This is a genomic window from Streptomyces sp. JLBG701 (assembly GCF_058544905.1).
Genome location: NZ_CM178588.1, coordinates 698,162 through 711,267 on the forward strand (window position 1 = coordinate 698,162; position 13,106 = coordinate 711,267).

At 71.4% G+C, this 13,106-nt stretch carries 10 protein-coding genes and 1 pseudogene; 3 read left to right on the forward strand and 8 right to left on the reverse strand.

Features of this window, described 5'->3' with window-relative positions; translation table 11 throughout:
• Nucleotides 1–38: 38 nt before the first annotated feature.
• The 6 genes and pseudogenes from AC5DRG_RS03180 to AC5DRG_RS03205 form a co-directional block, all read right to left on the reverse strand.
• Nucleotides 39–1,382: pseudogene (locus AC5DRG_RS03180) on the reverse strand (condensation domain-containing protein); the annotation flags it as partial.
• A complete protein-coding gene (locus AC5DRG_RS03185; RefSeq protein ID WP_491807883.1) occupies nt 1,382–1,600 on the reverse strand; it encodes an MbtH family protein in 219 nt (72 codons plus the stop codon). The gene AC5DRG_RS03185 and the pseudogene AC5DRG_RS03180, both read right to left, overlap by 1 nt.
• A 3-nt stretch (nt 1,601–1,603) precedes the next feature.
• The gene (panD, locus tag AC5DRG_RS03190) at nt 1,604–2,026 is read right to left on the reverse strand and encodes an aspartate 1-decarboxylase (protein WP_491812954.1); all 423 of its coding nucleotides are present in this window, start codon (nt 2,024–2,026) and stop codon (nt 1,604–1,606) included.
• Between the two features lie 41 nt (nt 2,027–2,067).
• Nucleotides 2,068–2,880 carry an alpha/beta fold hydrolase gene (locus AC5DRG_RS03195; protein WP_491807885.1) on the reverse strand — a complete coding sequence of 271 codons (813 nt, stop codon included), beginning with the start codon at nt 2,878–2,880 and terminating at the stop codon, nt 2,068–2,070.
• A gap of 44 nt (nt 2,881–2,924) precedes the next feature.
• The gene (gene entS, locus AC5DRG_RS03200; protein WP_491807887.1) at nt 2,925–4,229 is read right to left on the reverse strand and encodes an enterobactin transporter EntS; all 1,305 of its coding nucleotides are present in this window, start codon (nt 4,227–4,229) and stop codon (nt 2,925–2,927) included.
• A complete protein-coding gene (locus tag AC5DRG_RS03205) occupies nt 4,226–5,587 on the reverse strand; it encodes a salicylate synthase (RefSeq protein ID WP_491807889.1) in 1,362 nt (453 codons plus the stop codon). The genes entS and AC5DRG_RS03205 overlap by 4 nt, the downstream gene beginning before the upstream one ends.
• A gap of 133 nt (nt 5,588–5,720) precedes the next feature.
• Between AC5DRG_RS03205 and AC5DRG_RS03210 the strand changes: the two genes are divergently transcribed.
• From AC5DRG_RS03210 to AC5DRG_RS03220, 3 genes are read left to right on the forward strand one after another with little or no spacing between them, the layout of a single operon-like run.
• A complete protein-coding gene (locus AC5DRG_RS03210; protein ID WP_491807891.1) occupies nt 5,721–7,352 on the forward strand; it encodes a (2,3-dihydroxybenzoyl)adenylate synthase in 1,632 nt (543 codons plus the stop codon).
• A gap of 37 nt (nt 7,353–7,389) precedes the next feature.
• A complete protein-coding gene (locus tag AC5DRG_RS03215) occupies nt 7,390–8,427 on the forward strand; it encodes a FecCD family ABC transporter permease (protein WP_491812955.1) in 1,038 nt (345 codons plus the stop codon).
• Nucleotides 8,424–9,509, forward strand: coding sequence for a FecCD family ABC transporter permease (locus AC5DRG_RS03220; RefSeq protein ID WP_491807892.1), 1,086 nt, complete (start codon nt 8,424–8,426; stop codon nt 9,507–9,509). Before AC5DRG_RS03215 ends, AC5DRG_RS03220 begins: the two co-directional genes overlap by 4 nt.
• On the opposite strand, the gene AC5DRG_RS03225 is transcribed toward AC5DRG_RS03220, so the two are convergent.
• Entirely contained in the window at nt 9,510–10,676 is a 1,167-nt protein-coding gene (locus AC5DRG_RS03225) for an SGNH/GDSL hydrolase family protein (protein WP_491812956.1), read from the reverse strand.
• Between the two features lie 44 nt (nt 10,677–10,720).
• Nucleotides 10,721–13,099, reverse strand: a complete 2,379-nt coding sequence (locus AC5DRG_RS03230; RefSeq protein ID WP_491807894.1) for a glycosyl hydrolase family 95 catalytic domain-containing protein — start codon at nt 13,097–13,099, stop codon at nt 10,721–10,723.
• Nucleotides 13,100–13,106: the final 7 nt, after the last annotated feature.

The following is a 13,106-nucleotide window of genomic DNA, read 5'->3' on the forward strand; positions in this document are numbered from 1 at the left end:
CGGGTCGTGTGCTCCGCGCGCTCGCGCAGTACGCGGTGCTCGTCCTCGGACAGCAGGTCGAGGCGGGCGACGGGGCGTGCGGGATCCTCCGTGAACACCCGGATCAGGCGGTGGAGTCGCTCGGCGATGCCTGCGACCGTCGCGGCGTCCAGGGCGGCCGGCTGGTGGCTGAGGGTCAGTGTCAGGCGGTCGCCGGGCAGTGCGGTCAGGGTGAGTGGGTAGTGGGTGGCGTCCAGGACGGACACTCCGGTCATCCGGGGACCGTCGGGGCCAAGGGCGCGGGCGATTCCGTCGTCGTCGATCGGATAGCTCTCGAAGACGAGCAGGGTGTCGAAGAGCACGGCGTGCCCGGCGGCGCGCTGGATGTCGGCGAGGCCCAGATACCGGTGGTCGAGGAGGGCGGACTGCTCGGTCTGCAACCGCACGAGCAGGTCCGCGAGCGGCTCGGCGGGCCGCAACTGCACTCGCACTGGCAGGGTGTTGATGAACAGGCCGACCATCGACTCGATGCCGGGCACGTCGGCGTCGCGGCCGGAGACGGTGGCGCCGAGGACGACGTCGGAGCGGCCGGTGAACCTCCCGAGCAGCACCGCCCACAGTCCCTGCAACGCCGAACTCACCGTCAGCCCACGGGCGCGCGCCGCGTCGGTCAGCGCGGCGGTTTCCTCCTCGGAGAGTTCCAGGACCAACCGCTCGGGCTGCTCGACCGCGTACTCCCCCGCCTCCGGCGCGATGAGTGACGGTTCGTCAAGTCCCTTCAGGGCGGCCTTCCATGCCTCCTGGGCGGCTTCCCGGTCCTGCCGGGCGAGCCAGGCGAGATAGTCGCGGTAGGGCCGCACGCGGGGCAGGACCCCCGGGGCGCCGTCCGAGGTGTACAGCTGGAAGAGCTCGCGCACCAGCACCGGGGCGGACCAGCCGTCCCAGAGGAGGTGATGGGAGCAGACCACCAACCGGTGGTCGTCCTCGCCGAACACGACCAGCCGGAAGCGGAGCAGCGGTGGGCGGGCCAGGTCGAACCGTTCGTCGCGGTCGTCGGCCAGCAGTCGGTCGTACGACTGCTCGCGCTCTTCCGGCGGCAGGGCGGAGAGGTCGGTGACGCGCCAGGGCGTCGGGACCGTGCTTCTGATCACCTGGACCGGGCGGCCCGAGCGCTGGGTGCGGAACCCGGCACGCAGATTGGCGTGCCGGGCGAGCAGGGCCGTGGCGGCGGTGCGCAGCCGCGCGGGGTCGAGCGGACCTTCGAGCCGGATGGCCAGCCGGCCGGTGTAGACGTCCCGGGCGTGTTCGTCGTAGAGGGCGTGGAAGACCATGCCCTCCTGCATGGGTGAGAGGGGGAGCACGTCCTCGACCCCGGGACGCTGCCCACCGGGGCGGCCCGCCATCAGGACTCCGCCTGCCGCATGGCCTCCGCCAGGCTGCGCGGGCGCATGTCCGTCCAGTGCGTCTCGATGTGCTCCAGACAGGCGGCCCTGCTGTCCGGGCCGTGCACGCTCTGCCAGCCGGCGGGTACGGGGGCGAAGTCCGGCCACAGGGAGTACTGGCCTTCGTCGTTGACCAGGACGCGGAAGACGCCGTTGTCGTCGTCGAACGGGTTGGACATGGGTCAGTTCCTCCCAGGCAGGGATCCCGAGTACTGGTCCGGCGCCCCGGGCACCGGCTCGGCCGGGTCGGCGCCGAGCGCGACGATGCGGTTGCTCTTGTCGACATGGACGACCCTGGGCCGGTGGGCGGCCCGTTCGGAGTCGTCGAGCACGGCGAAGGACATGATGATCACGAGGTGACCGGGGTGGACGAGATGGGCGGCGGCTCCGTTGATCCCGATGACTCCGCTGCCGCGTTCGCCGGGGATGGCGTACGTGGTGAGGCGGGCGCCGTTGTCGATGTCGACGACCTGGACGGCTTCGCCCTCGACGATGTCGGAGGCGTCCAGGAGGTCCTGATCGATGGTCAGGGAACCGACGTAGTGCAGATCGGCCTGGGTCACGGTGGCTCGATGGATCTTTCCGTTGAGCAAGGTGCGCTGCACCAATACCCCCAGAGTAGAGACTTAGGTGAGGCTAACCTAAATTAACTTTGCCGAGCGCGGAAGAACTCCAGAAGCACACGGTTCACCTCGTCGGGCCGCTCCAGGTAGCCGTAGTGGCCGCAGTCCTTGATCTCCTGGTAGACCGCTCCGGGGACGGCCGCCGCCACCTCTCGGCCCAGGTGCGGCGGCAGGGTGAGGTCGTCCGCGAACCCGATCACCAGACAGGGCACCTCGATGCCCTGGTAGGCGGCGAGCCGTCCCTCCGGTATTTCCAGGTCCAGTTGGGCCCGTGTGCCCGGTCCGGCGGCGGGCGGCGCGAACTCGAAGACCTCCAGCCAGTCCTGGATCCGCCCGTCGTCGTTCAGCGTGCGCGGCGACAGGTTCTGCAGCGCCCGCACCCAGGCCGCGTAGGCCGGAGGCAGGACCAACCCGCTGTCGTACAGCTCGCGTTCGGCCGCCGTCATGGCCGCGCGCAGGACGTCGGTACGGCCACGGGTGGCCATCAGCACGCCCTGGCGTACGAGTTCGGGCCGGGCCAGCATCAACTCCTGGGTGACGTAGGCCCCCATGGAGACGCCGACGACCCGGCACGGCGCGAGGTCCAGGTGTTCGACGAGCCCCGCGGCGTCGGCCACCAGGTCGTCGATCGTGAACCCCTCGGCGCACTCGTCGCTCGGCGGGATTCCCCGGCTGTCGAAGGTGACGACGCGGTGTCCGGCCACCGTCAGGGCGGGTACTTGGTGGAGGTGCCAAGCACGTCCACCGGCCCCCTGGCCCATGACCAGGAGCACCGGTTCGCCCGCGCCGTTGTCCTCGTAGTGGAGTCGGATCCCGTTGATCTGCGCGCTCGGCATGGCTCTCCAGGTGGGCGTCCCGTGCCCTGTCGCACGACGATGTGTCAGTCGGCCGCCGGTGAGGCCCCGGCGGGTGAGGCCCGGTCGTCCTCGGTGGGTCCCTCGGCTCCCGAGGGACCGTGCAGAGTGGCTTTGCGCAGCTCCGGCATGGCCAGGGCGACGGTCGCCACGCCGGCCAGGCAGACCAGGCCGCCGACCGCCGCGGCTCCCGCCGAGGAACCCAACGCCCTTGCCACCAGGCCCGCTTCGAGGTTGCCGACGGAGGGTCCCGCGGTGGCCTGGGCCAGCCACAGGCTGCCGACCCGCCCCTGGAGGCGGTCCGGGGTGTAGTGCTGGAGCAGTGCCCGGCGCAGGATCTCCGAGGCGGTGTCGCCGAGGCCGGCCAGCGCCAGGAAGGCCAGCGCGGTCCACAGGTTGGGGCTGAGGCCGAAGCAGCCGATCGCCACGCCCCACACCGCGACCGCGCCGATCAGGGCCCGTCCGGTGTGGTGCACCCGACCGGTCCAGCCGCTGGTCAGGGCGGCGCAGAACGAGCCGACGGCGGGCGCGGTGTAGAGCAGGCCGACGGTGGACGGGCCGCCGCCGAAGTGCTCGGTGCCCAGTTCGGGAAAGAGCGCGTAGGGCATGGCGAAGACCACGGCGCACACGTCGATCAGAAGCAGTCCGGCGACGACCCGGTTGCCGCGCAGGAAGCGCAGCCCCTCGGCCATCGCCTTCAGCGGATGCTGCGGCTGCGCCGACTTCTCCGGCGGCAGTTCGGGCAGCGGGGCAAGGAGTGCGAGGCCGACCACGTACACGGCGGCGTCGGCCGCGAAGCACGCCGCGACGCCGGGGCCTGCCGCGATGACCCCCGCGAGTGAGGGTCCCACCATGCCGCCCAGTTGGGCGGTGAGGGTGGTGAGCGCTCCGGCCGCGGCCAGTTGCCGCGGCTCCACGAGTGACGGGGTGGCCGCCATCATCGCCGGTCCGCCCAGGCCGCTGGTCCCGCCCGCCAGGACGGCCGCCACGAAGACGAACCACAGCTGCGGATCGGGCAGGGCCGCGTTGACCGCCAGCCCGGCGATCACCACAGCGGTGATCGCCCGGGTGACGAGCATGACCCGGCGCCGATCGACCCGGTCGGCGAGGATTCCCCCGGCGACCAGACCGACCAGCAGCGACAGGCCGAGTACCAGGCTCATCAAGCCGACCTGGACCGAGGAGCCGGTCAGGTCGTAGACCTGGATGCTCGCCGCCACCGAGGTGAGCTGGGTGCCGACCATCGAGATCGCCAGGGTGGCGAACATCAGCCGGAAGTCCCTGCTCGACCGCAGTGGTGCGACGTCGACGACCACTTCTCCCAGTCTCATGCGGTTCCCCGACCGCGCCCTGGCGGGGCGGGAAGCGGGACCGGCTCCAGGGGGACCACGTAAGGGGCGACGCTGCGCAGTTTCTCGCAGGTCTCCTCCAGCTCCCGGTCGGGGGTGGACCCGGGCAGGATGCCCGCGCCGGCCCGCAGCCAGGTGCGGCCGTCCTCCTCGAAGAGGGTGCGCAGGACCAGGGCCGCGTCGAGCGCACCGTCGCTGCCGACCATGAGGACGGCTCCGCCGTAGATGCCGCGTTTCTCCTTCTCCAGGCGGGTGATGCAGTCGTAGGCCGGGGTCTTGGGGATGCCGGAGGCGGTGACGGCCGGGAAGACCGCCCGTAGCGCGTCCCAGGCGGTGGCATCGTCGGCGAGTTCGCCGTGGACGCTGGAGCCGAGGTGCTGGACGCTGCCGCGCCGGCGGATGCTCAGCAGGTCGCGCACCGAGACCGTGCCGGGGCGGCACACGGTGGCCATCTCCTCCTCCGCGAGTTTGACGGACAGGACGTGTTCGGAGATCTCCTTGGGGTCGGCGAGGAGTTCGGCGCGCAGTCGTTCGTCCTCCTCCACGCCCAGGCCTTGGGCCCGGGTGCCGGCGAGCGGCTGGGTGACGACCGTCCGGTCCGCGCCGACCTCGGCGACGGTCTCCGGGCTGAAGCCGACGATGCGTCTGCCGCCGAGCTGGAGGAGGTAGGAGCGGGCCGGGGTGTTCCGCGACCTGCCGTGCACATAGGTGGCGACGAAGTCGACCGGGAAGGGCACGGGGACGGTCCGGGACAGGATCACCTTCTGGAGCTCGGTGGTCCTGATCTCCTCGATCGCCTCGGCCACCAACTCCCGGTATCCGCCGCCGACATCGGCCACGTCGATCGGGCGGGGTTCGGGTTCGGCGGTGCGGTCGGCGAGGGGTTCGGACAGCAGCCCGACGAGCGCGTCCAGGGTCCCCTGGTCGACGCTGCGGACCACGGCTCGGCCCTGACCGAGCCTCACTTCACTGTGCGGCACCACGAGATGCAGCAGTTCGTCGCCGCCGGCCCGGTCTGCGCGGCCGGCGTAGAGGTAGGAGAGTTCGAAGGCCATCCACCCGTAGGCGTTCCATCCTTCTACGGCCATCTCCGCCAGTTTCTCCTGGACTTGGCGGAGTGGATGCGACCCGAGCGGGGCCGTGGACTCCTGGGTGAGCCAGCGGTGGCGGATCCCGGAGGCGTCGGCCACGACCTCGCCGAGGGCTCCCCCGGCGAACCACCAGTCACCTTCTCGCTCGTAGACCACGTACTGGTCGAACAGGCCCGCCTCGGCCAGCCTCGCGGCGAACAGTAAGGGGTCTCCCGGCAGTTGCGTCTGGGTGCTCGAATAACGCAGCAATGACCTTCCTCCCCGAGCTTAGGTTAACCTAACCTAATTCCAGACCCTAGCCTCCGGATCAAAGGCTCGTCCAGGCTTGACCATGACTCTGCATTAGGCAAGCCTTCCCTAAACAGCAGGCGGGAGTTGAAGGATGCTCGACGGTTGGGTGCCCTGGCCGGAACTGTTGGCGGAGCGATACCGCACCGCGGGGTACTGGGCGGGCCGGCCACTGGACCGGCTGCTCAGGGATCAGGCCGAGCGCGGTCCTGAGCGCGTCGCGCTCGTCGACCCCGAGGGCCACCGGTGGACGTACGCCGAACTCGATCTGCGCGCCGACCGCATGGCGGCGGGGCTGCGGCGGCTCGGCATCGGCGACGGCGACCGGGTGGTCGTCCAACTCCCCAACACAGACGCCTTCGTGGTGCTGTTCTTCGCCCTGCTGCGGGCGGGCGCGGTGCCGGTGCTCACCCTCCCGGCGCACCGCGAGAGCGAGATCGTCCATGTCGCCGAGGTGGCCGAGGCCACGGCATACGCGATCCCCGACCTCCTGGACGGCTTCGACCACCGCGTCCTGGCCCGGGCCCTGCGCAAGGCGGTGCCCTCGGTCGAGCACGTCCTGGTGGCCGGCGACGCCGCGGAGTTCACGGCCCTCGCCGACGTCGACGCTGCCCCAGTGGCGCTGCCCGCGCCGGATCCCGGCGACGTGGCCGTGCTGCTGCTCTCCGGTGGCACGACCGGCAAGCCGAAGCTGATCCCCCGCACCCACGACGACTACACGTACAACGTCCGTGCCAGCGCCGAAGTTTGCGGCCTGGACGAGACCTCCGTCTATCTCGTGGCGCTGCCCACCGCGCACAACTTCGCCCTGGCCTGCCCGGGGCTGCTCGGCACGCTGATGGCCGGCGGCACCGTCGTCCTGGCGCCCACGCCGAGCCCTGACGACGCCTTCGAGCTGATCGAGCGGGAGGGGGTGACCGTCACCGCGGTGGTCCCGCCGATCGCCCTGCTGTGGCTGGACGCGGTGGAGTGGGAAGAGGCCGACCTGTCCTCGCTGCGGCTGCTCCAGGTCGGCGGCTCCAAGCTGGGCGCCGAGCCCGCGGCCCGGGTCGAGCCCGCGCTGGGCTGCACCCTCCAGCAGGTCTTCGGCATGGCCGAGGGGCTGCTCAACTACACCCGCCTCGACGACCCGCCCGAGCTGGTGACCGGCACCCAGGGACGGCCGCTGTCGCCCGCCGACGAGATCAGGGTGGTCGACGCCGACGGACACGACGTGTCGCCCGGCGAGACCGGGGAGCTCCTCACCCGCGGCCCCTACACCTTGCGCGGCTACTACCGGGCGGCCGAGCACAACGCCCGCGCCTTCACCCCGGACGGCTTCTACCGAACCGGGGACCTGGTCCGGGTCCTGCCCTCCGGTCATCTGGTGGTCGAGGGCCGCGAGAAGGACCAGATCAACCGGGGCGGGGACAAGATCTCCGCCGAGGAGCTGGAGAACCACATCCTGGCCCACCCCGGGGTGCACGACGCGGCCGTGGTCGGCATGCCCGACGAGACCATGGGCGAGCGCACCTGCGCCTACCTCGTGCCCCGCGGCCAGGCCCCGGCCCAGCGCGAACTCGTCGCCTTTCTCGCCGACCGGGGCGTCGCCGCGTACAAGTTGCCCGACCGGGTGGAGGTGATCGACGCCTTCCCCCGCACCTCGGTCGGCAAGATCGACAAGAAGGCGCTCGGTCACCGGATCGCCGAACAGCTCCGCGCGGAAGCAGGTGGCGGTGGCGGCTGAGGCGGACGGCGTACCCGCGAACTCCCTTCGGAAAGCGGTGACTTCGGCGACCGGGACGCCCGTGCCGACGGTGCGCCGCCGGACCTCGACCCGCACCCTCGCCGTGGTCGGCGCCCTGCTCCTGCTGGTGGTGGCGGTCCTGCTGAGCCTGGCGATCGGGTCGCGCTCGCTGCCGGTGTCGGTCGTCGTGAACGCACTGCTGCACGACGACGGTTCGACGGCGAGTTCCGTGATCTGGGACGTACGGGTTCCCCGCACCCTCGCCGGGATCGCGGCCGGAGCCGCGCTCGGTGTCGCGGGCGCCCTCATCCAGGCCCTGACCCGCAATCCGCTGGCCGATCCCGGGCTGCTCGGCATCAACGCGGGCGCCGCCGCCGGAGTGGTCCTGTGCATCACGACGCTGGGCATCACCAGCCTGCACGCCTCGGTGTGGTTCGCGCTGCTGGGCGCGGCGATCGCGGGCGTGCTGGTGTTCTCGCTGGCCTCGGGCGGGCGCGGCGGTGCCACCCCGGAGCGGCTGGCCCTGGGCGGGGCCGTGGTCGCCGCGGTGCTCACCGGGATCGGCCAGACCCTGATGCTGCTCGACGCCCAGGCCCTGGACCAGCTGCGGTTCTGGAGCGTGGGCTCCCTCGCGCGCGCCGACAGCGAGACGCTCACGGCCATCGCCCCGTTCGTCGGGGTGGGCCTGCTGATCGCGCTCTCCCTCGTCCGATCGCTCAACGCGGTGGCGCTGGGCGACGACACCGCCCGTGCCCTCGGTACCCACTTGGGCCGCACCCGCGTCCTCGGTCTGCTGGCGGTGACGCTGCTGTGCGGTGCGGCGACCGCGGCGGTCGGCCCGTTGGTGTTCGTCGGCCTCGCGGTGCCGCACATGGCCCGCATGATCGCCGGGGCGGACCAGCGCTGGACGCTGCCGCTGTCGATGCTGCTGGCACCGGCGCTGCTGCTCTACGCGGATGTGCTCGGCCGGATCGCCGTACGCCCCGACGAACTGGACGCGGGCGTGGTCACCGCGGTGGTCGGCGCACCGGTCTTCATCGCCCTGGTCCGCTATCGCCGGACGGTCGCCGCATGACCAGCGTGGAGCCGGAGACGGCACGGGCCGCACGGCCGCCCGTGCGACGCGCGCGCGTGATGCGGAGCCGCTCCCACGGGCTGTCGCTGCGTGTCGACGTCCGTGCGGTGTCGGTCTGCCTGCTGGTGCTGGCCGCCACCGTCGCGATGGGCGTCATCGCCCTGGGCACCGGGGCCTACTCGATCTCCCCCGCTGACGTCGTCCGCACGCTGCTCGGCAACGGCAGCCGGCAGACGAACTTCGTGGTCAACGACCTGCGCCTCCCCCGGCTGTTGACCGGCATCCTGGTCGGCGCGGCGCTCGGACTGAGCGGCTCGCTGTTCCAGAGCCTGACCCGCAATCCGCTGGGCAGCCCCGACATCGTGGGCTTCACCTACGGCTCGGCGACCGGCGGCCTGCTGGTCATCCTGCTCGCCGGCGCGACCGGAGGGCAGGTGGCGGTCGGGGCGGTGACCGGCGGTCTGGCCACCGCCCTGCTGGTGTATGTGCTGGCCTGGCGGAAGGGTGTGCAGGGGTATCGGCTGGTGCTGGTCGGGATCGGGATCAGCGCGCTCCTCCAGGGGGTGAACGCCTATCTGCTGGCCAAGGCCAGGCTGGTGGAGGCCGCGCAGGCGATGGTGTGGCTCAACGGCAGCCTCAACGGCCGGGGTTGGCAGGACGTCCGCTCGGTCGCCGTCGGCCTGATCGTCGTCCTGCCACTGGTCGCGCTCGCCGCGAACAGGCTGAAGATCATGGAGATGGGCGACGACGTCGCGGGCGGGCTCGGAGTGCCCGTCCAGCGCACCCGGCTGATGCTGCTCGTCCTGGCCACGGCCGCCTGCGCCGTGGCCACCGCGTCGGCCGGACCCATCCCGTTCGTCGCCCTCATCGCACCCCAACTCGCCAGACGCCTCACCCGCGTTCCCGGACCCAACCTGGTCGCCTCGGCCTGCGCAGGCGCCCTGCTCCTGGTCGTCGCGGACTTCGGCGCCCAACACATCCACGAGAGCGCCCAGTTGCCGGTGGGCGTCGTGACCGCCGTGGTCGGCGGGCTCTATCTCGGGGTGCTGCTGAGGGGACAGCGTCGCGCGGGCCGGATCTGATCAGCCCTCCCCGACACCGGACGCACACCCGAGGCTCGTGAGATCGACGGCATCCGCCATCGCCTGCATCCCCTTGTCGTTGGGGTGGATATGGTCGCCTCCGTCGAGGAAAGGCAGCATCCGTTCATGGTCGTAGGGGCTGCGAAGGATGTGGTCGAAGTCGGTGACGGCGTCGAACTCCCCGCTGTCCCTGATGAACGCGTTGACCTCCTGGCGTACGGCTTCGGCGGCCGCGTCCCACTCGTACCAGCCCTTGAAAGGCCCGACGGTGGCGCCGACGACGCACTTGCCCGCCGCGTGCGCCCGCTCGACGATCTCGCGGTAGCCGGCGATCAGGTCCTGGGCGGTGACACCGGTGTGGGCCTTGATGTCGTTGACGCCCTCGAAGAGGAACACGGTACGGACGCCCGGCTGGGACAGGACGTCCCGCTCCAGCCGGTTGAGTGCGCTCTGCCCGGCGCCGTCCGCCAGAACCTTGTTGCCCGAGATCCCCTCGTTGGCCACACCCTGGACGGCCGTGCCCGACGGGCGCAGCCGACGGGCCAGGTAGTCCGGCCAGCGCCGGTTCAGGTCGGTCGAGGACTGCCACCCGTCCGTGATCGAGTCGCCGAGCGCGACCACGGCACCGGTGGACGTGCTCGTCCCTACGGAGACCGCGTCGAGGTAGAGCCAGGAGCCCATCGTCTCCGACCAGTTGGACGCGGCTTCCTCTCCGGCGTGGTCGCCCTGAGCCGCGTACGAGGTCTGCATGGCCATCCAGTGGCCCGTCGCCGGGCCCGCCGCGTCCGGGGTGTGGACGCTGATCACCAGGTCGGTGGCGGCGGGGAGCCTGCCGGGCAGCGGATCGCTCCACACGGTCGCGCCGGCGGGGACGGTGACGGATCGTGCGCGGTCGAAGGTGAGTTGTCTGTTGCTGCCGGTCGTCAGCGCGGCGCCTTCCTTCCGGACCCCCGCGTACGCGCTGTCGAAGGTCACTGGCCGGTCACCGAAGGCGTTCGACAGCCGGATCCGCAGGTCGCTGCCCCCGACGCTGGTGCGCACCACCAGGCGGTAGCTCCGGTCGGAGGCGGCGTCCCCCATGCGGTCCGCGCTCGCCGCCCAGGTGACTACGTCGTGCCGGTTGGTGGAGGCCGCCTGTGCTGATGGGCCCTGAACAGCGGTGGCCATCAGCAGGGCGGCGAACACGCCTCCCAACCAGTCGAGTCGAGCCCTCACCGGGCGAAGTCCTTGAGCGTGACGGACGCGCCGGACTTGAGCGTCACCGTCCGGGACGTGCCGCCGTACGCCACCGTGGTGGTGCGTCCGCCCACGCTGCGGATCCGGGCCTCGGTCGGTGTCCCGTCCCGCCACGTCAGGTCGACGACGAACCCGCCGCGCACACAAGCCCCCTTGAGGAAGCCGGACTTGGCCCAGGCGTCCGGGAGGGCGGGGAGGAGTTCCAGGTGCCCCGGACGCGAGTACAGGAGCATCTCGATCATCGCGGCGGGGGTGCCGAAGTTGGCGTCGATCTGGAAGATGCCGCGTCCCTCCTCCACCTGGTAGATGTCGAAGAGGTTGGGGGCGCTGCCGTTGCTGCCGTCGATCGACGGGCGGAGGTTGTTCACGACCAGTTGGTAGGCCTTGTCCGCGTCCTTCAGCCGGGCCCAGCACAGGCTGCGCCAGGCGTTCGCCCAGCCGAAGCTCTCCATGCCGCGCGCGGTGAGCAGAGCGGTGGCGCCGGCCACGATGTCTTCGGCGGTGGAGCCGTCGGGGCGGATGCGGTCGCCGGGGAAGAGGCCGATGAGCGGTGAGAGGTGGCGGTGGGTGGTCTCACCGAGGTTGTCGGGAGACATCCACTCCTCCAGCCAGCCCGTCGTGGGGCTCACCTGCGGCAGGTAGAGCCGCTTGCGCAGGCCCGCGATCGAGTCGGCGTAGCCGCTGTCCTTCTTCAACTCGGCCGCTGCGGCACAGTAGTTGCCGAACAGCGCCCACACCAGCTCCTGGGCGTACGTGATGCCCTTGGCGTCGAGCGGACCGTGCTCGGGCGACCAGTCGCTGTCGGCGATGAGCACCTCGCGCGAGGTGCCGGGGAGGGTCGTGGTGAGCAGCCGCGCCTCCCAGAACTCGCAGGCGCCCTTGAGGAGCGGGTAGATCTTCTCCAGGTGGGCGCGGGAGTACGTGTACTCGTAGTGCTCCCAGAGGGTGTTGCACAGCCAGGCGTTGCCCGCCGGGTGCCACCACCAACCGCCTCCGCCGAAGGGGTTGGTGGAGATGGCGACCGTCCAACCGGCGTTCATCCCGGTCGAGTTGCGGTAGCGGTTGCGCGGGTCGTTGAAGAGGGTGCGGGTGAGGGCGGTCCAGGAGGGGAGTTGGGCGACGCAGTAGTCGGTGAGCGCGTCGAAGCACGGGGACAGGCCCGTGCGGTCGGCCATCCAGTAGTTCATCTGGATGTTGACGTCCGTGTGGTAATCCGCCATCCAGTCAGGGTCGTTGCCGTCGAGCCACAGACCCTGGAGGCCGAGCGGCAGGCTGTCCCGGGACCCGGTGATCATCAGATAGCGGCCGAACTGGAGGTAGGCCGCTTCGAGTTCGGGGTCCGGCTCGCCGTCCCGGACGCGTGCCGTGATCCGCTCCCAGGTGTCGAGGGCACGCTGGTCGGCCGTCGACGTACCCAGTGAGACATCGAGCCGTCCGAACAGCGCACGGTAGTCGGCGACATGCGTGCGCCGGAGTACGTCCGCCGAGTGCGCCGCGGCGTCGCGGACCTTGGTGCGGGCCAGCCGCTCGGGGGCGAGGGATGGGTCACGGAAGTCAGCCGCCGCATCGGGTGCGTAGTTGGTGCCGCCGCTCACCACCACGGTGAGGTCCTTGCACCCCGCGAAGGTGATGTGCGCCCCGCTCACCCTGACCCTGCCGCCGCTGCCGTACGCCGTGACGGCGGCCCCGTACCGCAGTCCGTTGGGCAGGGCGGAGCCGAACGACGTGCCGGACACGGTCTCGCCGTGCGTTCCCTCCAGGGCGATCGTGCCCGTGTAGCGGCCACCGCCGCTCTGGGTGAAGTGCAGGACGATCACGTCGTCGGGGCGGCTGGCGAAGATCTGCCGCCGGTAGGTGACTCCGGAGCGGACGTACGACGTGGTCACCAGGCCCTGGGCGAGGTCGAGGGTGCGGCGGTAGCCGGAGACGGCGGACAGGTCGTGGTCGGGGATGTCGACGGTGAGGCGGCCGAGCAGGGTGAAGGAGCCGAAGTCTTCACGGCCGTACGGGAACTGGCCGTCTGCGTCGAGGGTGTCGTTGAGGCCGCCGGTCCACATCGTGGCGTCGGTGACGAGGAGGACCTCGCGGCCGGAGTCGTTGCTCGCGAGGGCACCGAGGCGGCCGTTGCCGACGGGCAGACCCTGTTCGATCATCGAGTGATCGTCGGCGGGGGCCTGCCACCACAGTTCATGGCGCGAAGTGCTGTCCGCGGCGCTGTCCGCGAGCTGCGCGTCGGACGGCCGCTGCGGGGCGGCGGAGGCGGTGAAGGCGGGCAGGGCGGCGAGGGCTCCGGTCGTCGCGGCGAGGGCGAGGAGGCTGCGTCTGGGCAGGCGGTCGGACGGGTTCAGGTCCATGGCGGGC